Raw genomic sequence first — 21,498 nt, 5'->3', positions numbered from 1 at the left:
TCCAAACTTTACTGGCGTCCGAAACCTTTTCAGCAAGACACTGTTGGCCGGAAGGGCGGACAATGCTGGTGCCAGCAAAGGCCTGATTTAATGAAGCCATATCTAATGAAGCCCTCTCATCCTGTTCGTGAATCCGTGAAGCTTCTGTGTCGTTGAATGCTGCGCACACTCAAGGCCCTGCGATAACGCTCACGCAGGCGCGTTTGTTGCATCTGCATGCGCAGGGTCTGTTGCAGTCGTTGCGTCGGCGTGCGCGGCGTGCCGATGTCGTGGCCATGATCGAGCGGATGCGGCTTCTGCAGATCGACACCATCCACGTTGTCGCGCGTAGTCCTTATCTGGTGCTGCATTCGCGCCTTGGTCATTACCCGAGAGTGTGGCTGGACGAGGCGCTTGCTGGCGGCCAGCTGGTCGAATGCTGGGCGCACGAGGCGTGTTTTGTTCCTGCCGTGGATATTGCCCTGCATCGCGGTTGGCGCGAACAGCGTACTCATCATTGGGCTTATCGCAATGCCGGGCAGATGCACCGCGATCAACGTGCGGGCATGGACGAACTGCTGGCAGGTATTCGACATTCCGGTCCGGTGCGGGCCGCGGATTACGCGCGAGCAGAGGCTGACAAGGGGGCGGCCAAATCCGGTTGGTGGGCCTGGAAGCCGGAGAAGCGCTGGCTGGAAGCGTGGTTTGCGCTCGGTGAGTTGATGGTGGCGCGGCGCGACGGGTTTCAGCGTGTGTATGATCTCGCCGAAAACGTGTTGATGCGGCTCGATCCGCCTTTTGATCACACCGCCGAACCCCAGTCGGCAGCCGAGCTTCGACGGCGTTTCATCGCCGATAGCGTGCGTGCGCTAGGTGTGACGCAGGCTGCGTGGGTCGGTGATTATTATCGGTTGAAGCCGGCTGTTACCGACGAGGAACTGGCGCCGCTACTGGCCAATGGCGAACTGCTGGCCACAGCCGTGCAAGGCTGGAACAAGCCAGGTTATGTGCATCGGGATCACGTCGACGCTTTGCAGAAAGCCAGCCTTGGCCGACTGCGCGCAACGCATACGGCGCTGCTTTCGCCATTCGATCCGGTGGTGTGGGATCGTGCCCGCGCGCGGGCCATGTTCGACTTCGACTACTCCCTCGAGTGCTACACACCGGAGGCCAAGAGAAGCTATGGCTACTTCGTGCTGTCGATTCTGCATCGGGGGAGGTTGGTCGGACGGCTCGATGCCAAGGCGCATCGAGCCGATGGCGTGTTCGAGATCAAGACGCTTTTCCTGGAGCAGGGCGTCAAGGCGGTCCCGGCTTTGTTGGCTGCTGTGGCATCAGCGATTATCACGACTGCCCGGTGGCACGATACGCCTGAGGTTCGAGTCACCGGCACTGAATCGACTGCGCTGACAAAAATGCTTCGAGTTGCCTTGATCGCAGCGCTTTGATTCATCGATATGGATGGATCACGGCGTGGTGCTGGCGGGCGCTGGATTCGCATCGCAGGACTTGCCGTGGAGCGCATCGCGCAGCATGCTCGCTAGAGAATTACAGCGAGTGGCCAGTTGTGGGCGAATGTCAGGATCCTGCGAATCACGCAGCAGGCTGGTGCGCATGGCGTCATAGCGCGATTGCAGCTGAGCCGGTGCAAAAATATGGGCGGCGCGGTGACAGGCCATGTAGCTGGATAGGTAGTCGTCGCAGGCTGCAATGCCGGTGTGATCAGGCAGACTGGCAACTGACTGGGTCGCGGTGTCACTAGCCGAGGCCCGATGCGCAGTGCGCGTAGAGGTAGTCGTACTGCTGGCGGCGGGTGCCGATGTTGTCCGTGTCGCCGTGACGGTCGTCGTTTTGGCCGGTGGTTGATGGGCGCAACCTGCGATTAAAAGAACGGCTATCACGCTGGCCAGGGTTAAACGGGGCATGACGTACATAGGGTGCTCTCCTCAAAAGCGGGTTGGAACGGACATGCCGAAAAGCTGGCCTGCTGTGGTTTTCGTCTCATCCACACAATAGACAGGGTTGGAAGTAAAAAGAATCTGAATTTGAGATCAAGACGGCCCGTAATCGCAAGAAAATGCCAAGACAAGCGAAATTCAACCCCGATCAGCGTAATCCCGCCTCGATTGCACCGTTCAAGCCCCAGTTCCAGCCGCCAGGTGCCAAAGTCGACAGGCTGACAGCGATTCGTGCTCTCTTACCCTGATAATTTGCGCAAAAATGCCTTGACAAATTGCTCGCAAGCTTGAAACGGGTTAGGTATGCTCTAGTTACTGTGTTTGCTCGGCAGCGTGCGTGCCCGGTATGGATTTCATTAATCCACATCGCTACACCCGATCCAGGCACGCCAGTAAACCGTCGGCCCAGGGGCCGGTTTGTCTAAGCGCCAAGTAATGGATTGGAGTGAGTCATGTCGGATCGTGAAACAGGTACAGTCAAGTGGTTCAATGACGCCAAGGGGTTTGGCTTCATCAGTCGGGAAAGTGGTCCTGACGTGTTCGTGCATTTTCGCGCCATCAGCGGCTCCGGCTTCAAGAGCTTGCAGGAAGGTCAGAAGGTCACGTTCGCCGTCGTCAACGGCCAGAAGGGCCTTCAGGCTGAAGATGTAACGCCGGTCTGAACCGACGCGACCACATCAGAAGAAAGCCGGCGCAAGCCGGCTTTTTTTGTGGTTGATGCCTCAATTCGCTAGCCTGTCGGTATGTCCGATCAATTCTCTGAAAATGCGTTTGCCCCGCCGCTTTCCGATTTACCCGTGCTGACGAGTCAAGTCGTCCTCCCGATCACCGCCGTCGATGGCGCACGTTTTGAACTGCTTTGCGTGCATCCGGATGGCGGGTGGCAACAGCTGCTGTACTGGCTGCCCGCGATGGGCGTGCCGGCCAAGCACTATCTGCCCATGGCCGAAGCGCTGGCAGTGCACGGCATTGCGGTGGTCATCCACGAATGGCGTGGCATTGGCTCCAGCGATCAACGGGCCGGGCGGATCAGCAATTGGGGCTATCGCGAATTGTTGCTCGATGATTTGCCGCCCGCGATGGCAGCCGTGCAGGCGCAATGGCCGCAAAAAACCTGCTGGCTCGGGGGCCACAGCCTGGGCGGACAGATCGCTTCACTTTATGCCGCACTGCATCCAGGTGAGCACGCGGGTATTGCGCTGGTGGCCAGTGGCGCGCCGTATTGGCGCGCCTATCCGCATAGTCTGTTGATCAAGGTGGGTTGCATGCTGGCGCCGTTGGTAGCCAATCTAGTGGGCCATCTGCCGGGTCGCCGGATCGGCTTTGCCGGGAACGAGGCACGCCGTCTTACGTCCGACTGGGCACGTAGCGCGCGCAATGGACGCTACTCGGCCACCGGCATGTCACAGGATATGGACGGACTTCTCGGTGCGTTGCGGTTGCCGGTATTCGCGCTACGCCTGCGCGATGACTGGCTGGTGCCCAAAGCCTCGCTGGAGTGGTTGCTCGGCAAAATGCCACAGGCGCCAAATGTGGTCGACATGTTGAATCCCGATGATATGGGCGGCCAGCCGGCCGATCATTTCAGCTGGATGAAGTCGCCCGCGCCGATCGTCAAACGCATCGCCGCGTGGATTACCGCTCGCACCATCACGATGAGTTGATGCCGATCATTCGATGTTGGGTGCTTGATACGTCGTTGACATGCCTGCATGTCTTTACATCGATTCCTGTCGGAGCAACCCATGAATCTGTTTGATCCGCTGGCTCAGCGCAGTCTGGCCTTGCGCCATCGTCTGGTGATTTCGCCGATGTGCCAGTACTCGGCCACCGACGGCCTGCCGGACGACTGGCACCTGGTGCATCTGGGCAGCCGTGCCGTTGGCGGCGCGGCGCTGGTCATCACCGAGGCGACGGCAGTATCGGCGCAAGGTCGCATTTCGCATGGCGATACCGGTTTATGGAACGATGCCCAGGTGGAAGCGTGGAAGCCGATTGTGCGCTTCGTGCAGTCCAGCGGCGCCATTGCTGGCGTGCAACTGGCGCATGCCGGACGCAAATCCAGCGCTCAGTTGCCGTGGGAGGGCGGTGGTTCGCTGGCTGCCGATCAGGCGCCATGGACCACGGTGGCGCCTTCCGCCATTCCCTTCGATACGGGTTGGCATACGCCGCAAGCGCTGGACGAAGCGGGTATTCAACAAGTCGTTGCCGACTTTCGTGCAAGCGCGCAGCGTGCCTTGGCCGCTGGCTTCCAGCTGATCGAGCTGCACGCGGCGCACGGCTATCTGCTGCATCAGTTCCTGTCGCCGCTGAGCAACCAGCGCACCGACCCGTATGGCGGCAGCTTCAACAATCGCACCCGCATCGTGCGCGAAGTGATCAGCGCCGTGCGCGAGGTGTGGCCGGCGGAGTTGCCGTTGTGGCTGCGCATCTCGGCCACCGACTGGGCCGAGAACGACGCCGGCTGGAATATCGAACAGAGCGTGCAACTGGCGCAGCAGGTCAAGCCGCTGGGCGTGGATCTGATCGACGTCTCCAGTGGTGGCATGCTGGCGCACGCGAAAATTCCCGTCGGCCCCGGCTACCAGGTGCCATTTGCGGCACGTATCCGCCGCGAGGCGGACATCGCCACCGGCGCGGTCGGTATGATCACGGAAGTCGAACAGGCGCAGGCAATCATCGCCAATGGCGAGGCGGACGTGGTGCTGACTGCCCGCGAAAGTCTGCGCGATCCGTACTTCGCCCGCCGTGCCGCGAAGACCCTGGATGTGAAGATCACGCCGCCGGTTCAATATGGGCGTGCCTGGTAGCCGTTATTGATTATCCCAAGGAGATCGCGATGCAAATTGCCCCGACCCTGATCGAAGGCCGCGTGCACGATCTGGGTGATGGCTTCGCTGTGCGTCGCCTGCTGCCCGCGCAGCAGGCGCGACACGTGGGGCCGCTGGTGTTTTTCGATCATATCGGTCCGGCCAGCTTTGCGGCGGGCAAGGGCATGGACGTGCGGCCGCATCCACATATCGGGTTGGCGACAGTCACGTGGTTGTTCGAGGGGGCGATCCGCCATCGCGATAGCCTGGGCAGCCTCGCCGACATCCGCTCCGGCGAAGTGAACTGGATGACTGCCGGTAACGGCATCGTGCACTCCGAGCGTACGCCGCCAGACGAACGACGCGATGGCCAGACGCTGCACGGTATCCAGATCTGGGTAGCGCTCCCGCAGGCCGACGCCGAGGTCGATCCCGAGTTCCATCACCACGATCGCACCCAGTTGCCGCGCATCAGCCAGCCAGGTGTCGATGCGATCCTGATTGCCGGCGACGCTTACGGTGAGCGCTCACCGGTGAAAGTATTCGCCCCGATGTTTCTGCTTGAGGTGAAACTCGCTGCAGGTACTGAATTGGCACTGCCGCCAGAGCATGCCGAGCGGGGCGTCTATCTGGTCGAGGGCGCAGTACGTTGGGGCGAGCTTGATCTCAGCCCTACGCAAATGGCAGTCCAGGCCGGATCATCGGTACCATCGCTGCGCGCGAAGCAGGATAGCCGCCTGATGCTGTTCGGCGGCGCCGCGCTCGATGGCGAGCGCCATCTGTGGTGGAACTTCGTCGCCAGCAGCCGTGAGCGCATCGAGCAGGCCAAGGCGGAATGGGCCGCGCAGCGTTACGCCCCAGTGCCTGGTGACGAGGAAGAGTTCATTCCGTTGCCTGGCTGATCGGTTGTGTGATGCGTTCCATCTCGCTCATGCAAAGCGTATGTTGCGGCGCCCGTTGCTCCGGTCGCGTAGCGAGTTCATGCTTGGGCAGTAGATTGATCGCGGAGCAAACTCATGACCAGTTTTACCAACTTCAGCGAGTTCTATCCCTATTACCTTGCCGAGCACGGTAACCGCGTGTGCCGACGGCTGCATTTTATCGGCAGCAGCCTGGTGATCGCAGTAGTGGTATTGGCGCTATCGACGGGGCAATTGCGCTGGCTCTGGTTGGCGCCGGTTGCCGGTTATGGCTTTGCCTGGGTGGGGCATTACGTGTTTGAGAAGAATCGCCCGGCCACGTTCAAGCACCCGCTCTACAGCCTGCTCGGCGACTGGGTGATGTACGGCCAGATGCTGCGTGGAAAGGTTCTCTTCTAGAGGACTGGCAATTAGAGCCTGTTCACGCTCTCCACGTAGCCCGCGTTGTGCCGTGGCGGTCGTGCGGGCGCAGTGCCTGATTGCTGGTCAGTGCCGCCATGGCACAACCCTTCGGGCTGGGTCGGTTTGCCCCCATGCCCGCGTCATCACTCGGTCGTGTACCGACGTACACTCCCTCCTTCTTCCTTGGCCTGCGCGCAAACCGCTCCCGGCGCGGGCCACGTGGAGAGCGTGAACAGGCTCTCAGCGGTATTTGTCGTGACAGCTCTTGCAGGCTCCGCCGATCAGTTTCATCGCCGCAGCCAGTGCAGCGCAGTCGGTCGGCGCCGATTGCAGCGCTTGTTGCACGCGGGTTTGCAGCAAGGTCGCCGCGTCGGTAAACGGCTGTTCGGCAACGCCGAACGTCGGCACGATATCGGTTGCGGTGGACTGCACGCGTTCCAGATGGTGCTGGATGCTGGCGGCCATGCACTTCTTGGTCTTGAGCGCGCGGCTCAATTCATCCATGTGGTAATCCATGGTATCCATCACGGCCTTCGGCATCGGGTTGCGCGCGGCCAGCGTGCTCATCACATTGACCGTACCGATAATTCCGATTACCAGTCCCAGCAGAATCATCAGGGCAACGCGCATCGGTCCGGTTCCAGGCTAATTCGACAAGGCGGCCAGAATAACCCGCCCGTGCGCGACCTATCCATGCAACAGGGATAAAATAACGGTTTGGCATATTGGCAGGGCAGATCGGTGACCTCTTGGCAGGCAACAGCATTTCCGTCCCAAAGCAGGTCAGCATGAGCGTCGAAAATTTTCCGATCGAGCGCTTTGCCGGCGTGGAACGTCTCTATGGCGTTGGCAGCGTTGGCGCGTTGTCCAACGCGCACGTCTGCGTGATCGGCATCGGTGGCGTGGGCTCGTGGGCGGCCGAGGCGCTGGCGCGCAGTGGTGTCGGCAAGCTCACCTTGATCGATGCGGACGAGGTCTGCGTCTCCAACACCAACCGCCAACTGCATGCGCTCGATGGCGAATACGGCAAGAGCAAGGTGGGCGTCATCGCCAAGCGTGCCCATGCGATAAATCCGGCGATTGAGCTGGAGGGCATCGAACGCTTCCTGACACCATCGACCTTGGATGAGTTGCTCGATCGCGGTTACGACGTCGTACTCGACGCCTGCGATGCATTCCGGGTCAAGCTCGAAACCATCGCGTGGTGTCGCCGACGCAAGCTGCCGATCGTCAGCGTCGGCTCGGCTGGTGGTCGTACCGATTCCACCCAGATCCGTGTGCGCGACCTGTCGCGCACCGAGCACGATGCGATGTTCAGCCTGATCCGCAAAAAGCTCCGCGCCGATTTCAACTTTCCACGCAACCCCGATCGCTACTTTGGCGTTTCAGCCGTCTATTCGCTACAGAACGTGCAGTACCCGCAGCCCGATGGCACGGTATCCGGCAATCGGCCGCCGGGCGGCGATCCACTGAATCTGGCTTGTGGCGGAGGTCTCGGCGCGGCCACGCATGTCACAGGCGCGTTTGCCTTTGCTGCCGTCGGCAAGGTACTGGAAAAGCTGCTTGAGACGAAGTGAGTTTGCCGTTGAAGTCGCATCACGCGACTTCGCCTGGGCAAATCCTCACCCCATGTGATGGCCACCGTTGATGGCCAGGTTGGCGCCGGTGATCCAGCTGGATTGATCGCCGGTGAAAAACGCCACGGCGTGGGCAATTTCTTCGGGCCGGCCAAGGCGCCCCATCGGGATCTGCGCGATGATCTTTTCGCGCACGTCTTCGGGAACCGCCATCACCATGTCAGTGCCTACGTAGCCAGGCGACACCGTGTTCACGGTGATACCGAAGCGCGCGTTCTCCTGCGCCAGCGAAATGGTGAAGCCGTGCATGCCAGCCTTGGCGGCGGCGTAGTTGGCCTGGCCGTACTGGCCTTTCTTGCCGTTGATCGAGCTGATCTGCACGATGCGGCCCCACTTGCGCTGGCGCATACCCTCGATGACCGGGCGGGTAACGTTGAAGCAGGCGTTCAAGTTGGTGTTGATCACCGCCGTCCACTGCTCGTAGTCCATCTTGTGGAACGTGGTGTCGCGGGTAATGCCGGCGTTATTGATCAGAATGTCGACTGGGCCGCATTTTTCCTCGACGCCGCGGATCATCGCCGCGCATGCTGCTGCATCGCAGACGTCACCAGGCACCATGCAAACGTCGATGCCTTCCTTTTTCATCGCTGCATGCCATAGGTCGGCTTTTTCAGCGTTGCGAAAATTGGTCGATACACGATGGCCTTGCCCAGCCAGATACCGAACAATCGCGCTACCAATACCGCCAGTACCGCCGGTAATGAAGGCCGTACGTTGCGTCATGAAGTGATCCTAGGGTCCGTTGCCCGAATGAAATGGAAATCTACGAAATATTCGTAGTGAAGCTGATTGGATGGCTAAACGAATCGACGCTGCCGAGCCGACTAGCCAGCTTGGATTTATACACTAACCGCTGCTGATACGAACGCGATTGCGCCTTTCAAGGTTTATACCGATTCAGCCAGCACAGCGGGAGCTGCAATGCGGCAAAGTCGCGGGATCGAATACGGACAGCGCCCGGGACAGCAGTTCGGCCGACGTGTTTGCGGCAGGTGCTATCGGCACATCGAGAAAGGCCAGCGCGCGGCGCAGTGCGGGCATCGGGTCGGATGGCTCAACCGGACAAGCCTGCTCGGATTTCGACAATTTGCGGCCATCGGCATCCAGTGCCAGCGGCAAATGCCGATACGTTGGCGTGGGCAGACCCAGACAGTGCTGCAGCCAGATCTGCCGTGGGGTGGAGTCGAGCAGATCGTTGCCGCGAACCACGTCAGTGATGTTCTGAAACGCATCATCGACGACGCAGGCTAGTTGATAGGCGTACAAACCTTCCACCCGGCGTATCACAAAATCGCCAGCTTGTTCGCGAAGGTTTTGCCGCTGCGGCCCTTGCAGCGCGTCATCGAATATCACGTCGTTGTCCGGCACGCGCAGTCGCCAGGCCGGTGCACGTATCTCGTCCGGCGGGGCGATACAGATGCCGTCGCGATGCATGCCACCGGCTGCCGCCAGATCGCTGCGGCTGCACCAGCAGGGAAAAACCTGATCGGCAGCGCGCAGTTTTTCGAAGGCATGGTCATATGCCGCAATGCGCTGCGACTGAAACAGCACCGGTCCATCGGCGACAAGGCCGAAAGCCGGTAGTGCCGCGAGAATGGCACTTGCTGAGCCGGGTACCTCACGCGGCGGATCGATATCCTCCATCCGCACCAGCCACTGTCCGCCCGCATGCCGTGCGCACAGCCAACTGCCCACTGCAGCGACCAGCGAGCCGAAATGCAGCAATCCGGTGGGCGAGGGAGCGAAGCGGCCACGATAAGTCATCGGCTTAGTTTAGGTGGAGTGCGGGCGTCGTCGGCACATCTGCGCAAGGACATGGCCAAGAGACGTCGCAGGGCAGCCCTTCGACACTACGCCAGCCCCAGAACGAATCTATTGGCCGCATACTGCAAAATAGGTTGAGCAATAGCTGCATTGAGGAGTCACTGCATGAAAATTCTCTTGTTTGGTGCCACCGGCATGGTGGGTCAGGGCGTGCTGATCGAATGCCTGCGCGCCGCAGACGTATCGCTGGTGCAAAGCATCGGTCGCACCGCGCTGGATCAACAGGACGCCAAGCTGCGCGATGTCGTGCATCGCGATCTGCTCGATTACAGCGCCATCGAATCGCAACTCGAGGGTTTCGATGCCTGCTTCTTCTGCCTCGGCGTTACCTCCGCGGGCAAGACCGAAGCGGACTACGCACACCTCACCTATGACATCACGCTGGCGGCGGCGAACACCCTTGCGCGCCTCAATCCGCAGATGACCTTCGTCTATGTCTCCGGCGCGGGCACCGACAGCACGGAGCAGGGCCGCAGCATGTGGGCGCGCGTCAAGGGTCGTACGGAGAACGCGCTGCTGAAGCTGCCGTTCAAGGCGGCCTACATGTTCCGGCCCGGCGTGATCCAACCGCTGCACGGCGTGCGCTCGAAAACCTCGTCGTATCAAATTTTGTACATGCTGACGCGACCGTTGCTCCCGCTGCTGCGGGCGATGCTGCCGGCAACGATATTGACCACGGAAATCATGGGACAGGCGATGCTGGCAGTAGCCAGGCGAGGCGCCGCAAAGCCGGTGTTGGAAGCCGCTGATATCAACGCGATTGCCACCACCGCAGGCTGATTGCCTGCGCCAATGGATTCAAGCCATCGGTACGCTGACCTTTTCGGCCGGTGTTGCCTCGATCTCCACCGCGTGCGCGCTGGGGCGGATAGGTTTGCCGCGTGCGTCGGCGAGGCCGCGAGTGAGTTCGGCGCCCATCAGCACGATGATCGACGAGTAGTAGACCCACGTCAGCAGCACCACGAACGCACTGGCCGGCCCGTAGGCGCCGCCGACATTGCTGTGACTGATGTAAAGCCCGATGCCGAACTTGCCGATGATAAACAGAACGGCCGTCAGCAAGCCACCACCCAGCGCGTCGCCCCATTCGATCAGCGCATCCGGCAGTACCTTGTACATGGCACCAAACACCATCACGAAAATGACGGTGGAAATGACATCTTCGATGATCAGCCATGCCAGCGTATTGCCCGGTACCAGCGCTTCGATGATGCCGCTGAGCACAAACGAGATCACCAGCAAAAAGCCAATGCCCACCAGCAAGGCGAGCGCATGTGCGCGTGTCCTCATCCATTGGCCAACCGCCGCGCCAGGCTTGGGCTTGACCCGCCAAACGCGGTTCAAGGTGCCTTGCAGCTGCGCGAAAACCGCCGAGGCGCCAAACGCCGTAACCAGCAGGCCGATGATGCCGGCGATATTGCCCGTTTGAGGCCGTGCCTTCGCATTGCTCATGATGCCTTTCACCGCATCGGCGGCGCGCGGCCCCACCATGCCGTTGAGTGCGTTGATAAGGCGCACATCCCAGCCGCTGTGCAATAGCGACACCACCCAGATCAGCAGCACCAGCAAGGGCGCAAAGGACAGGGCGGAATAAAATGCCAGCGCCGCGGCGCGCGTCAGCAGCTCGTCGTCGCTGAAGCCGCTGGCGGCGGATTGGACAGTGAGCTTGGCCGTTTTAAAATGGCTCATGGGACAAAACTCCCAAATGGATGGAACGGGACACGACCGCGCCGGTGGTAGTGACCATGCCAAAGACTGCGTTCGCCATGGTGAAGAGCTGGCGAAAAAGGCGGTCGCGGTGCCTGATGCCGAGGCTCTACCGTCGCCAAGGGTACCGCGACGCCCTGAACCAGCGCCGCTGCCATGCGGTCTCATCCTTGAAACTACACCGTCGCGCCCCGAATCATAAGCTGCTAGATCAACGTGATCCGTTTATCAGCCTCCCACAACCCAGCGTTCGAGAGACCACCATGCGCCGCATTGCCCTGTTCCTGCTGACCAATATCGCCGTACTGATATTGCTGAGCATCGTCTGCCACTTGCTCGGTATCGACCAGATGGCCGCCAGCCGCGGCTATGGCGGCATGGGGGGGCTGCTGGCGTTCGCCGCCGTGTTCGGCATGGGCGGCGCCTTCATTTCGCTGGCCATCTCCAAGTGGATGGCCAAGTGGTCGACCGGCGCCAGGGTTATCGCCCAACCGCAGAACGAAACCGAACGCTGGCTGCTCGACACCGTTCGCCGGCATGCCCAGCAGGCCGGCATCGGCATGCCGGAAGTGGCGATCTACGATGCGCCCGAGATGAATGCGTTTGCCACTGGCATGAGCAAGAACCATGCGCTGGTTGCGGTGAGCAGCGGCCTGCTGCAGCAGATGGATCGTGAACAGGTCAAAGCCGTGCTCGGCCATGAGATTGGCCACGTCGCCAACGGCGACATGGTGACGCTGACCTTGATCCAGGGCGTGCTCAACACGCTGGTGATCCTGGCCGCACGCATCGTCGGCCGCGCAGTCGATAGCTGGCTGTCGGGCAGCAGCAACAATCGCGGGGGTGGAGGCATCGGCTACTTCGTCGTGGTGATGGTGCTGCAGATCGTGTTCGGCCTGTTCGCGTCGATGATCGTGGCCGCTTTCTCACGCTGGCGCGAGTTCCGCGCCGATCAGGCGGGTGCGCAGTTTGCCGGCCGAGGTGCGATGATCTCCGCCTTGCAGCGCCTCAAAGTCAACCACGGAGAAAGCACGCTGCCCAACACCATCGCCGCGTTCGGCATCTCCGGCCCGTTGGCCGAAGGCTTCAAGCGCCTCTTCATGAGCCATCCACCGCTGGACGAGCGCATCGCGGCATTGCAGAAAATCTGAATTCAGGGGCGAGGAGCGAGTAACGAAGGCGTCTTTTCGCTGCAGTGGGCTTGCGCCCTCGCTACCCGTCCCTAGCCCCTACCAACTAATCGATAAAACGTCACCCATAGGTAACCCATGAACGCACCCGTCGCCGAAACCCGTAAATTCGAAGCCGAAGTCGCCCAGGTGCTGCACCTGGTCACGCACTCGCTGTATTCGCACAAGGAAATTTTCCTGCGCGAGCTGATCTCCAACGCCTCCGATGCCTGCGACAAGCTGCGCTTCGAGTCGATCGCGCATCCCGAGTTGCTGGTGGGCGGTGGTGAGCTGCATATCGACGTCAGCTGGAACCCCGAGGCGCGTACCGTCACCATCAGCGACAACGGTATCGGCATGACCCGCGATGAAGTCATCGCCAATATCGGCACCATCGCCAGCTCCGGCACCAAGCGTTTTCTCGAAGCCATGTCCGGCGAGCAGAAGGCCGATGCGCGATTGATCGGCCAGTTCGGCGTGGGTTTTTATTCCGCCTTCGTGGTGGCCGACAAGGTCATCGTGCGCAGCCGCCATGCCGGCGCGCCGGCGAGCGATGGCGTGCAGTGGGAGAGCGATGGCAAGGGCGAGTATTCGCTGGAGCAGGTCGAGCTGCCGGAAAGCGGCACCTCCGTCGTGCTGCACCTGAAGGCCGACGAGGACGAGTTCCTCAAGCGCTGGCAACTGCGTTCGCTGATCACCAAGTATTCCGATCACGTCGCCTTTCCGATCCGCATGCCGACCGAGAAAGACGACAAGCCGACCGACGAATGGGAAAGCATCAACGCCGCTTCGGCGCTGTGGACCAAGCCCAAGTCGGAGATCAGCGACGAGGACTACCAGAGCTTCTACAAATCGCTCGGTCACGATTTCAACGACGCGCTGGCGTGGACGCACAACCGCGTCGAAGGCAGCCAGAGCTTCACCACCTTGTTGTACCTACCGTCGCAGCCGCCGTTCGATCTGATGATGGGTGGGCGCGACGAGCGCAAGGGGCTGAAGCTCTACATCAAACGCGTGTTCATCATGGACGCGGCCGAAGAGCTGCTGCCGAACTACCTGCGCTTCGTGCGCGGTGTGGTCGATGCCGACGATCTGCCGCTGAATGTCAGCCGCGAAATTCTGCAGCAGAACCGCCAGCTCGAGCGCATCAAGGCGGCCTGCGTCAAGCGCGTGCTCGACCTGATCGAAAAGCTGGCGCGCGATGAGCCCGAGAAATTCGCCACCTTCTACAAGGCCTTCGGCAACACGCTCAAGGAAGGCATCAGCGAGGACGCCAACAACCGCGAGCGCATCGCCAAGCTGCTGCGCTTTGCCTCAACCAAGGGCGAAGGCACCGCGCAGACCGTGTCGCTGGACGACTATATCGGCCGCATGGCGATCAGCCAGGAGGCCATCTGGTACATCACTGCCGACAGCTACGCCGCGGCCTTCGGTAGCCCGCAACTTGAAGCGTTCAAGGCCAAGGGCATCGAAGTGCTGCTGATGTTTGACCGCATCGACGAATGGATGATCGGCAGCTTGAGCGAGTACGAAGGCAAGAAACTCAAGAGTGCGGCTAAGGGCGACGTGCCGCTGGACGACGCCGACAAGGCCAAGCAGGAAGAAGCCACCAAGGAAGCCGAGCCGCTGCTGAAAAAGTTGAAGGAACTGCTCGGCGATCGCGTCGGCGACGTCAAGGTGTCCGCCCGCCTCACCGACTCACCGTCGTGTCTCGCCCTCAGCGACTACGAAATGGCTCCGCATCTCGCGCGTCTGCTGCGCGAAGCCGGTCAGGACATGCCCGAGTCCAAGCCCACGCTGGAAATCAATCCGCAGCATGCGCTGGTCAAGCGCGTTGAGTCGGAGACGGATGAGGCGAAGGCAAAGGATCTCGCTACGTTACTGCTTGAGCAGGCGGAGATTTCCGCTGGGGCGCAATTGCCGGATCCATCGGCATTTGTGCAGCGGATGAATCGGGTTTTGTTGGGGTAATTCGCACTGCGTTTTGTTAGTGAGAGAAGCCCGCCACTCGGCGGGCTTTTTCTTATCACCTCTCCCCTTTGGGGAGAGGGTTAGTGTGAGGGCGGGTGCTCGCCATAAACACACGGCTGATAAGCAAAGGCTTTCGAGCCGCTGCGTGGCCCGAGGTACTTCTCTTTTGCTTGTCCAAAAGAGAAGTACCCAAGAGAAAACGACACCCCGCTTGGCGCTTGCCGCTCATCCTTGGCGGCAAGTCCGTGAGCTGGTGCCGGGCTTTTCGACAGCACATCCTTGTGCTGGCGAAAAGGAATCGGCCTCCTGCCGATTCCCGCTAGGCGGCCTGTCGACCCCAGCTCACCACCGTACAGGGGCCACGGAAAGAGCGGCGACCCATCCTGGCCCGCACTCAGAGTGTCCGCTGCGCGGACGACGGCCAATTAACTGCCTCCGTCTCCTTTGCGCTAAATTCTTTGGTCTGCCGCTAGATTCTTTTCGTTGACATGGCACGCCGGGAACCTGAACATATTTTGTATATACCCGTATTCGGGGTCTACTTAGCGCCGGACATCACAAGGGGATAGAAATGGCTCGGACCGCTGACCGGGATGTGTTCCTAAATCGCCTTTGTAATCTCGGAGGGAAGGAAAACAACTTCGTTTCCAACGCAAAGCTTCTCGGCGAACTCAACTGGGATGAAGACAAATACAAGCGCATCAAGGCGCAACTGCGGCAGGAAAGTCTCATTGTCATCGGTACCGGGCAAGGAGGCTCGGTTGCACTGGTCTCACGTGGTAAGGCGGCGAAGTTGAAGGTGTTCATCTCGTATAGCCATCATGACGCTGACTTGAAGGATCAGTTCTTGAAGCACCTTCGCCCTCTTGAAAGGGAGCAGCTTGTAGAATCGTGGGTCGATCAACAAATCAAAGCAGGGGACGCTTGGGATAAAGAGACACAGAAGCAACTTGCCGCTGCGGACCTAGTTCTCGTTCTCGTGAGTGTAGATTTCATCAACTCCACGTATTGTTACGACAACGAACTTCAGAAAGCGCTCGATAGAGAGGCGAATGGGAGCGTCCGTGTCATCCCGGTTGTTATGCGCAGCTGTCTCTGGGCGCACTCACCGCTAGGTCAGCACAAGGCCGTACCGAAGGACGGGCTGGCGGCGACCTCATGGAGGACATTGGATGATGCCTTCACGGATGCCGCGACGGAAATCAGGAGAGTGGCTGTCGCAATGGTAGAGGAACGGTAGTAAGGGACGTCCAAGAGGGGTTCCAGCTGACGGCTTCGCGCTACGTGCACGGTACGCAGCTGAACTCGGGCGTTATGCACTGACCTAACCAAAGCAATTGAAAGGAGTCGCACAATGGCCGAGAAGAAAGTCATATTCGTTGCATTTGCAATCGAAGACGTACGCATCCGCGACATGATCAAGGGGCAGTCTTTACATACCGCCTCGTCCTTCGAGTACGTAGACATGTCGGTCAAGGAAGCCTACGACGAAGAGTGGAAAAAGAAGGTGCGGACACGCATTCTTCGGTCTGATGGCATCCTCGTAATCGTCAGCAAGAACTCCCTCAACTCCAGTGGGCAGAGGTGGGAGATTCAGTGCGCCAAGGACGAGAAGAAGAAAATTCGCGGTATTTGGGCCTACAAGGAGGATCGCACCGACCTCGCCAGTGTACATACGATGGTCTGGACTTGGGACAACATCGCTGCCTGGATTGATAGCCTCTGATGCGCAAAGCACTCGTCGTCGGCATTGACCACTACGTCAACGTTTCGCCGCTCTATGGCTGCGTGAACGATTCGTTCGCCGTTAAAGCCATGCTCGATCGACACGCCGATGGTTCGGTGAATTTCGGCGTGAAGCATCTAGCTGGCACTGGGCCAACCGATTCGATTGACAGAGACGAGCTCCGAAAGGCCATCGAGAGTCTCTTCGCTGGTGATGGAGAGGTTGCGCTCTTTTACTTTGCTGGCCACGGTCATATTGAAGCGACGGGTGGCTATCTCTGCTCTTCCGACGTGAAGACTGGAAACGACGGTGTGCCATTGGCTGAGATCATGACCATGGCCAATCAGTCGAAGATTCAAAATCGTGTAGTCATTCTCGACAGCTGCCATAGCGGCGTCGCAGGCGGAAGCGCGTTGCGGCAAGAGGTGGCAGAGATCAGCGATGGAGTGACTATCCTCACGGCCTCGACCGCAGAGCAGTATGCGACCGAGGAGGATGGTGCCGGTGTTTTCACCAGCTTGTTGGTCGATGCGCTCGGTGGTGCTGCCGCAAACCTCGTCGGAGAAGTGACACCAGGTGGCGTATATGCGCACGTAGATCAGTCGCTTGGACCGTGGGCACAACGCCCCGTTTTCAAGACCAACGTCAAGCGCTTTGTCTCTTTGAGAAAGGTGCAACCACCCTTGGAGCTCACCGAGCTTCGTCGGATATCAGAGTTTTTCCCGACTCCAGGCTTTCAATTCCAACTTGATCCCACTTATGAGCCTGAGCGACACGAATCTTGGGCTACGAACCCGCAAGGCATCCCGGCCCCTGATCCGGATCACAACGCGATTTTTAAAATTCTACAGAAGTACAACCATGTAGGACTTGTTGTGCCTGAGGGTTCGCCGCACATGTGGCATGCGGCCATGGAGAACAAGACTGTTCGTCTCACTGCTCTCGGCGAGCACTATAGGTTGCTAGCTGCAAAGAGCCTTATATAAAGCGGCGAGAGCAACGGCTTAGTAATTTGGGCGGCTTGCGACTGAAAGCCAACTCTATGGACGTGGCTTAGCAAAACAATTTCGTAAGAAACTTCCCATCAACACCTTGATGCTCTTGCCTTGTGCTTTAGGTGCTCGCTGGTCATTGTGCTGCCTTCGTTGCTGGCTTGTCAGTCCGATGCGAGGGTAATTCTCGACACGTTCTCGAACGTCTGTTCTGCGCCGTGCATTTGCAGCAGCCGACTGGCAGAAAGTGGCCGATTTGGGACAGATCGCGCCGATCTCCGTGGTGGCCTCTTACCAGATCTGGGCGATCGTAAGGCGTCACTTGAGCGTGCGGTTCAATAGTCCGCGGGTGGCAGGTTCGGAAGGATTTCAGCTGGCCGGTTTGATCGGGATAAGCAACTACGACCAGTGGCGTGACCTGGTTATCGCGATGAGGCGCTTTCCGCAGAACGAACTGGCGCGTCGCCTGCGTTACATCAGCGCGCGAAAGTCGTCGCTTGCTTATCGCATGGGCCTTTTTACCGGCAGCGTACAGCGACTAGGCGTTTTGCCGCTGTTGGCGATTCTCTACGTGCAGTTCAAGGACTGGCGCTTTGGTGAATGGCAGGCACTGGGGCAGATGCACATGCTTGGCAGTCTGCTGCTGTGGACACTGTTTCTCGCCTACCTTCTTTCGTGGTGGCTGGTCGGGATGGGCACGCGCTGGGATGCTTATGAGGCGCTGTTGATCGAGGCGACGTGCGATGAATAGGCCTACTTAGTTAGCACCAACGGCTTCGCTTTTGCTCGGCTGTGGCCTCGGCATATAGCCATCATCCAGCGTATGCACAAAGGCGATGATGTCCTGGATGTCGAGGTTCGACATGGCGGGCGCGTCGCCGACTTTGCGGTCGAAGGGGGCGTCCTTGATGTCGACGTTGCCTTGCAGCGCTGTAGGGATGTCGTTGTAGAGCGCGAGCTTGCCGGTGGCGTCGCGGGGGTAGATTTTTTCGGGCTGGACGCTGCGCAGGTTGTAGAAGTCCATCACCTGTTTCAGGGTGGTGTATGCGCCGTTGTGGAAGAACACGGAACGGCGGTCGACATTGCGCAGGGTCGGGGTCAGGAACATGCCGCAATATTGTTTCTGACTCGCCAGGTCCTTGCGGATGGGGCCGCACAGTCCGAGATCGAAGTGCTCGGCATTCTTGTTGAGTTGCAGGTGCGGGTTGCGCGGTACGCCGAGGGCTTCGTATTGGGTGTCGGTGAAAAGTGGTGGCAGGCCATCGCGGCTCACCTGACTCAGGTGGCAGGCCGCGCAGTTGCCTTTTTGCGGATCGTTGAAGGCTTGCAGGCCGCGCATTTCCGCAGCGCTGAGCCGGGCCTTGCCTTGCAGCCACGCGTCGTATTTGCTGGTGAAGGCGTGGAAGGACGGGTCTTCGATCTGGTAGCGCACGATGGCAAACATCGCCTCGGACACGAGCCGATCCGGATCGTTGAAGATGGTCGGACCGAACAGTTGGATGAATCGCTGGCGGTAATCGGCGGTGGTCAATTTTCCGGCGATCCCGGCCACGCTGACGTTGGCCATTTCGGCCGGATCCAGTGCGGGGAAAAAGGCCTGCCGCTGCAGCGAGTCGGCACGACCGTCCCAGAACAATCCGCCTTGCGGCACCATGGCTATCGGTTGCGTGATACCAGCGGATTTCTGTGCCCTGGGGTCACCGCTGGCCGAGGCTGCCACGGCGTTGAGATTGATGGTTACATCGTCCGGACTGGTATCCGGCCCGATGCCGAACGGTTGTTGTCGGTACAGATAGGCCAGCGAGGGCGGCGGCCGGTAGCCGAAGCTTTTCAGATCCGCGCCACCCGGCTGGACGGTAAGTTTGTTCGGCGGATTGTAGGCGTACTTGGGGCTGTGGCAGGAGGCACAGGATTGCTGCCCCGAGCCTGATAGCGATGCATCAAAAAACAGCAGCTTGCCCAGTTGCGCGACCGCACTCAGCGGCTGTACTGGAGGCAGGTTGAGCTGGACAGGATGAGGGTTGACGCCATCCGACCCAGCGGTTCCTTTACCTGTTTGCGCATCGGCACGATTGACCAGTCCATAAGCGAGCACGCAACTGGAAACGAGAGCCAGACAGCAAGCGGCTTTCAGCCGATGGGCGTGGTTGCGCGATGCAGGGCGTTGGGATGATCGGGCGTCGGACGGCAAGAGCAGAATCCGGTAGCTTCAATGGGATTGGCGAGAATAAATCATCGTGGATCCCCTCATTACAGCGGGATCGCGACATGCAGGTGAGGCCATACGTAGAGAGATCACCCGTGCCCAGTGGAACGTCTGGGCACGGGTGAGTCCGTTAGGGCTTAAACGGCGTTGCCTGAAGGTGGTGCTTTACGGCCAGCGGGGATCGGTGTGCTTGGCGATTACAGTGCCCTGGTTAGGGTCCAGGAAGAGCGGTCGTGCCAGATCGAACGGGTTACGGCGGAAGTCGAACATGCCCATGATGCTACCGGCTGTCGCGTCGTTCGAACCCTGGCCGATACGCTGACCACCGAGCCAGTTGTCCTCGATAAAGCGCACCACCGAGGACTGCGTGACGCGGGTATCGTCGACGTAATTGACGCGTGCATAGGGCGAGATAACCAGGAACGGAACGCGCGTGCCGGGGCCGCAGCGGCCATTGACGACGCCACCATGCACGCCGATGCCCGGCTTGGCATCGGGACCGGTGCATTTGCCTGAGCCATTGAGCTGATCGGCGCCCGTGACTGAACCTTCCGGCGTGGTTGAATCGAACGAGGCCGTGGTGGGTGACGCATAGCGGTGGTCGTACCAGCCATCGGAATCGTCGTAAGTGATGATGACCGCCGTATCCTTCCAGTCGGGCTGGTGCTCCAGGAAGTTGATGACCTTGACGACGAATTCCTGTTCATCCAGCGGATCCGAATTGCCTGGATGCGCATCATCCACTGCGGGCGCTTTCAGATAGCTCACCGAGGGGAAGTTTCCGGCGGACACGGCGCTGAAGAAATCGTTCACGTCGTATTCGTGGTGAACTGGCGTTGCGCTGCTGTCTTTCGGGTCGGTATAGCCAATCTTGCTGATTGAGCTCGGGCGTGCGTGAGATGCATTCGCCGTGGATGCGTAGTACTGGAACCAGTTGTGATGGGGGGTGTAGTCGGTCTTGGTCGCAGCCAGCACGCTGGAATAGGTGCTGCGTGCACAGCCCGTCGTACCGTTGCTGTTGGTGGCGGTCAGGTCGAAGCCGCCCATGAAACCGCCCCAGGTCAAATTGTTGGCGTTCAACAGATCGCCAATGTTCTTCGAGGTCATCCGGGCCGTGCTGGACGTCGAGGAACAGCTGTCGTAGGCCGGGTCGGTGTCGCCGATCAGGGTCAAGCCGCCCTGGGTATCGGGAACGGTCGACGCCGAGCCGACGATGGCCTGGGCGCCGTTGGTAGTGCCAGATACCACTTCGAGCGCGCCGGGTGTCGAGGGTCCAAAGGTGTCGGTATAGGCATTGTCGTTAAGCGCAAAGTGCTGGGCGTAGTTCCACATCGCGGTCACGGTGTTGCCATCGAAGTAGGCCATGACTAGACCGTTGGTGCCAAAGGTACCGGTGCTGCTGACCGTGTTGTTGCCGGTGTAGGCGGGGAACCGATCGGCTGCACCGTTATCGTAGGCCAGCTGTTCCGGCGTATAGGAATGGTTCTGGCCTTCGGTGTTGGCCTGCGTGCGATCCAGCCGGAACGGATTGACCGCGTTGACGCCGTTGACCGGATTGAGTGCGTTCGGGTTATGAGTCAACAGGGCAGGTGTCAGGCCCTCGACGGCAGGCGTCGACCGCTTTGCGGTGAACACCGGCTCACCAGGCGGATTCTGGGCTACCGGGTAGGTGCCGAAATAATGATCGAAGGAACGGTTCTCGCCAAAGATGACCACCAAGTGCTTGATCGGTGTGGCGGTCCGTACGGCGTCCTGGGGAGTCGTACGCCCAGGCCATGGCCAGTTAATCCCGTGGTCTGGGGAAAGCGTTTGATCCGCAGGCGAAGTCACCTGCGCCGAGACTGCGAATGCCAACCCCACTGAGGCGATCGAAGCGCACAGCAGCGTCTTGCGGAATAGTTGAGGGCGGAACATAGGAGAACTCCTGTTGATAGGTGCAACGAGACAGGGCTAGCCGGACAGGGCGGCCGCAGCGAAATTCAGTGAATCTCCTCCGTGGTTACGGCAAGCCACGTCGGGAGCGCGCACGGCTCGGGGGCCATTCAATCATCCGGATATGAACATTCCGAGACAGATCAGCACTGCTTCGCTCGCAGCAAGAAGATGCGATGCGCCGTGGCGTGTTGCTGCTGAACCCTGCACGGGGAATGCCGCTGCCGCTCAACGCATGGTGCAACCCACGCAAGGGTGATCGACT

At 59.9% G+C, this 21,498-nt stretch carries 21 protein-coding genes; 14 read left to right on the top strand and 7 right to left on the bottom strand.

Annotated features, from left to right (window positions below; all coding sequences use genetic code 11):
- Nucleotides 1-146: 146 nt before the first annotated feature.
- On the top strand, nucleotides 147-1,427 hold the full coding sequence (locus HDE79_RS07915; protein WP_343205928.1) for a crosslink repair DNA glycosylase YcaQ family protein: 1,281 nt from the start codon (nucleotides 147-149) through the stop codon (nucleotides 1,425-1,427).
- An 18-nt stretch (nucleotides 1,428-1,445) separates the two neighbouring features.
- On the opposite strand, the gene HDE79_RS07910 is transcribed toward HDE79_RS07915, so the two are convergent.
- Nucleotides 1,446-1,913, bottom strand: a complete 468-nt coding sequence (locus HDE79_RS07910) for a hypothetical protein (RefSeq protein WP_184601396.1) — start codon at nucleotides 1,911-1,913, stop codon at nucleotides 1,446-1,448.
- Nucleotides 1,914-2,389: 476 nt separating this feature from the next.
- Between HDE79_RS07910 and HDE79_RS07905 the strand changes: the two genes are divergently transcribed.
- From HDE79_RS07905 to HDE79_RS07885, 5 genes are all read left to right on the top strand, one after another.
- A complete protein-coding gene (locus HDE79_RS07905; protein ID WP_184601395.1) occupies nucleotides 2,390-2,599 on the top strand; it encodes a cold-shock protein in 210 nt (69 codons plus the stop codon).
- A 135-nt stretch (nucleotides 2,600-2,734) separates the two neighbouring features.
- Nucleotides 2,735-3,601, top strand: a complete 867-nt coding sequence (locus HDE79_RS07900) for an alpha/beta fold hydrolase (protein WP_343205927.1) — start codon at nucleotides 2,735-2,737, stop codon at nucleotides 3,599-3,601.
- An 81-nt stretch (nucleotides 3,602-3,682) separates the two neighbouring features.
- Complete coding sequence (locus HDE79_RS07895; protein WP_184601393.1) at nucleotides 3,683-4,747, top strand: NADH:flavin oxidoreductase/NADH oxidase; 1,065 nt, start codon at nucleotides 3,683-3,685, stop codon at nucleotides 4,745-4,747.
- Nucleotides 4,748-4,776: 29 nt separating this feature from the next.
- Complete coding sequence (locus HDE79_RS07890; protein ID WP_184601392.1) at nucleotides 4,777-5,649, top strand: pirin family protein; 873 nt, start codon at nucleotides 4,777-4,779, stop codon at nucleotides 5,647-5,649.
- A 114-nt stretch (nucleotides 5,650-5,763) separates the two neighbouring features.
- The gene (locus tag HDE79_RS07885) at nucleotides 5,764-6,066 is read left to right on the top strand and encodes a DUF962 domain-containing protein (RefSeq protein ID WP_184601391.1); all 303 of its coding nucleotides are present in this window, start codon (nucleotides 5,764-5,766) and stop codon (nucleotides 6,064-6,066) included.
- A gap of 243 nt (nucleotides 6,067-6,309) precedes the next feature.
- On the opposite strand, the gene HDE79_RS07880 is transcribed toward HDE79_RS07885, so the two are convergent.
- Nucleotides 6,310-6,699: a cytochrome c gene (locus HDE79_RS07880; protein ID WP_184601390.1), complete on the bottom strand. Its 390-nt coding sequence runs from the start codon at nucleotides 6,697-6,699 to the stop codon at nucleotides 6,310-6,312.
- 158 nt (nucleotides 6,700-6,857) lie between these two features.
- Between HDE79_RS07880 and HDE79_RS07875 the strand changes: the two genes are divergently transcribed.
- Nucleotides 6,858-7,646: a tRNA threonylcarbamoyladenosine dehydratase gene (locus tag HDE79_RS07875; RefSeq protein ID WP_184601389.1), complete on the top strand. Its 789-nt coding sequence runs from the start codon at nucleotides 6,858-6,860 to the stop codon at nucleotides 7,644-7,646.
- A 45-nt stretch (nucleotides 7,647-7,691) separates the two neighbouring features.
- Here HDE79_RS07875 and phbB read toward each other — a convergent pair whose 3' ends face one another.
- Entirely contained in the window at nucleotides 7,692-8,429 is a 738-nt protein-coding gene (gene phbB / locus HDE79_RS07870) for an acetoacetyl-CoA reductase (protein WP_184601388.1), read from the bottom strand.
- A 174-nt stretch (nucleotides 8,430-8,603) separates the two neighbouring features.
- Nucleotides 8,604-9,470: a tRNA glutamyl-Q(34) synthetase GluQRS gene (gene gluQRS / locus HDE79_RS07865; RefSeq protein ID WP_184601387.1), complete on the bottom strand. Its 867-nt coding sequence runs from the start codon at nucleotides 9,468-9,470 to the stop codon at nucleotides 8,604-8,606.
- Between the two features lie 165 nt (nucleotides 9,471-9,635).
- On the opposite strand from gluQRS, the gene HDE79_RS07860 reads away from it, so the two are divergent.
- Nucleotides 9,636-10,310: an epimerase gene (locus HDE79_RS07860; RefSeq protein ID WP_184601386.1), complete on the top strand. Its 675-nt coding sequence runs from the start codon at nucleotides 9,636-9,638 to the stop codon at nucleotides 10,308-10,310.
- A gap of 18 nt (nucleotides 10,311-10,328) precedes the next feature.
- Here the strand turns inward: HDE79_RS07860 and HDE79_RS07855 are convergent, their stop codons facing one another.
- Nucleotides 10,329-11,219, bottom strand: coding sequence for a YihY/virulence factor BrkB family protein (locus HDE79_RS07855; protein ID WP_184601385.1), 891 nt, complete (start codon nucleotides 11,217-11,219; stop codon nucleotides 10,329-10,331).
- 281 nt (nucleotides 11,220-11,500) lie between these two features.
- Between HDE79_RS07855 and htpX the strand changes: the two genes are divergently transcribed.
- The 6 genes from htpX (at nucleotide 11,501) to HDE79_RS07825 (ending at nucleotide 17,846) form a co-directional block, all read left to right on the top strand.
- Nucleotides 11,501-12,388, top strand: a complete 888-nt coding sequence (gene htpX / locus HDE79_RS07850) for a protease HtpX (RefSeq protein WP_184601384.1) — start codon at nucleotides 11,501-11,503, stop codon at nucleotides 12,386-12,388.
- A 117-nt stretch (nucleotides 12,389-12,505) separates the two neighbouring features.
- Entirely contained in the window at nucleotides 12,506-14,377 is a 1,872-nt protein-coding gene (gene htpG, locus HDE79_RS07845; protein WP_184601383.1) for a molecular chaperone HtpG, read from the top strand.
- Between the two features lie 571 nt (nucleotides 14,378-14,948).
- Nucleotides 14,949-15,617 carry a toll/interleukin-1 receptor domain-containing protein gene (locus tag HDE79_RS07840; RefSeq protein WP_184601382.1) on the top strand — a complete coding sequence of 223 codons (669 nt, stop codon included), beginning with the start codon at nucleotides 14,949-14,951 and terminating at the stop codon, nucleotides 15,615-15,617.
- 114 nt (nucleotides 15,618-15,731) lie between these two features.
- On the top strand, nucleotides 15,732-16,103 hold the full coding sequence (locus HDE79_RS07835) for a TIR domain-containing protein (protein ID WP_184601381.1): 372 nt from the start codon (nucleotides 15,732-15,734) through the stop codon (nucleotides 16,101-16,103).
- A complete protein-coding gene (locus tag HDE79_RS07830) occupies nucleotides 16,103-17,089 on the top strand; it encodes a caspase family protein (protein ID WP_184601380.1) in 987 nt (328 codons plus the stop codon). The genes HDE79_RS07835 and HDE79_RS07830 overlap by 1 nt, the downstream gene beginning before the upstream one ends.
- Before the next feature lie 253 nt (nucleotides 17,090-17,342).
- Nucleotides 17,343-17,846, top strand: coding sequence for a hypothetical protein (locus HDE79_RS07825; RefSeq protein WP_184601379.1), 504 nt, complete (start codon nucleotides 17,343-17,345; stop codon nucleotides 17,844-17,846).
- A gap of 6 nt (nucleotides 17,847-17,852) precedes the next feature.
- Here HDE79_RS07825 and HDE79_RS07820 read toward each other — a convergent pair whose 3' ends face one another.
- Nucleotides 17,853-19,286 (bottom strand): cytochrome c peroxidase, encoded by a 1,434-nt coding sequence (locus HDE79_RS07820; RefSeq protein ID WP_255488327.1) that lies wholly within the window; start codon nucleotides 19,284-19,286, stop codon nucleotides 17,853-17,855.
- Between the two features lie 180 nt (nucleotides 19,287-19,466).
- Nucleotides 19,467-21,215 carry an alkaline phosphatase family protein gene (locus tag HDE79_RS07815; RefSeq protein ID WP_184601378.1) on the bottom strand — a complete coding sequence of 583 codons (1,749 nt, stop codon included), beginning with the start codon at nucleotides 21,213-21,215 and terminating at the stop codon, nucleotides 19,467-19,469.
- Between the last annotated feature and the right edge of the window lie 283 nt (nucleotides 21,216-21,498).

The organism is Rhodanobacter sp. MP1X3 (assembly GCF_014207165.1).
Taxonomy (GTDB): domain Bacteria; phylum Pseudomonadota; class Gammaproteobacteria; order Xanthomonadales; family Rhodanobacteraceae; genus Rhodanobacter.
Note: the sequence above shows the minus strand (reverse complement) of the source record. Positions and strands in the feature narration are given on the sequence as shown.

What these genes read in the sequence shown, in the direction of transcription:
- HDE79_RS07860 (WP_184601386.1), top strand. Translation starts at nt 9,636, where the DNA reads ATGAAAATTCTCTTGTTTGGTGCCACCGGCATGGTGGGTCAGGGCGTG.
- HDE79_RS07840 (WP_184601382.1), top strand. Translation starts at nt 14,949, where the DNA reads ATGGCTCGGACCGCTGACCGGGATGTGTTCCTAAATCGCCTTTGTAAT.
- htpX (WP_184601384.1), top strand. Translation starts at nt 11,501, where the DNA reads ATGCGCCGCATTGCCCTGTTCCTGCTGACCAATATCGCCGTACTGATA.
- HDE79_RS07890 (WP_184601392.1), top strand. Translation starts at nt 4,777, where the DNA reads ATGCAAATTGCCCCGACCCTGATCGAAGGCCGCGTGCACGATCTGGGT.
- HDE79_RS07880 (WP_184601390.1), bottom strand. Translation starts at nt 6,699, where the DNA reads ATGCGCGTTGCCCTGATGATTCTGCTGGGACTGGTAATCGGAATTATC.
- HDE79_RS07875 (WP_184601389.1), top strand. Translation starts at nt 6,858, where the DNA reads ATGAGCGTCGAAAATTTTCCGATCGAGCGCTTTGCCGGCGTGGAACGT.
- HDE79_RS07905 (WP_184601395.1), top strand. Translation starts at nt 2,390, where the DNA reads ATGTCGGATCGTGAAACAGGTACAGTCAAGTGGTTCAATGACGCCAAG.
- HDE79_RS07835 (WP_184601381.1), top strand. Translation starts at nt 15,732, where the DNA reads ATGGCCGAGAAGAAAGTCATATTCGTTGCATTTGCAATCGAAGACGTA.
- phbB (WP_184601388.1), bottom strand. Translation starts at nt 8,429, where the DNA reads ATGACGCAACGTACGGCCTTCATTACCGGCGGTACTGGCGGTATTGGT.
- HDE79_RS07815 (WP_184601378.1), bottom strand. Translation starts at nt 21,215, where the DNA reads ATGTTCCGCCCTCAACTATTCCGCAAGACGCTGCTGTGCGCTTCGATC.
- HDE79_RS07885 (WP_184601391.1), top strand. Translation starts at nt 5,764, where the DNA reads ATGACCAGTTTTACCAACTTCAGCGAGTTCTATCCCTATTACCTTGCC.
- HDE79_RS07830 (WP_184601380.1), top strand. Translation starts at nt 16,103, where the DNA reads ATGCGCAAAGCACTCGTCGTCGGCATTGACCACTACGTCAACGTTTCG.
- HDE79_RS07855 (WP_184601385.1), bottom strand. Translation starts at nt 11,219, where the DNA reads ATGAGCCATTTTAAAACGGCCAAGCTCACTGTCCAATCCGCCGCCAGC.
- htpG (WP_184601383.1), top strand. Translation starts at nt 12,506, where the DNA reads ATGAACGCACCCGTCGCCGAAACCCGTAAATTCGAAGCCGAAGTCGCC.
- HDE79_RS07895 (WP_184601393.1), top strand. Translation starts at nt 3,683, where the DNA reads ATGAATCTGTTTGATCCGCTGGCTCAGCGCAGTCTGGCCTTGCGCCAT.
- HDE79_RS07910 (WP_184601396.1), bottom strand. Translation starts at nt 1,913, where the DNA reads ATGTACGTCATGCCCCGTTTAACCCTGGCCAGCGTGATAGCCGTTCTT.
- gluQRS (WP_184601387.1), bottom strand. Translation starts at nt 9,470, where the DNA reads ATGACTTATCGTGGCCGCTTCGCTCCCTCGCCCACCGGATTGCTGCAT.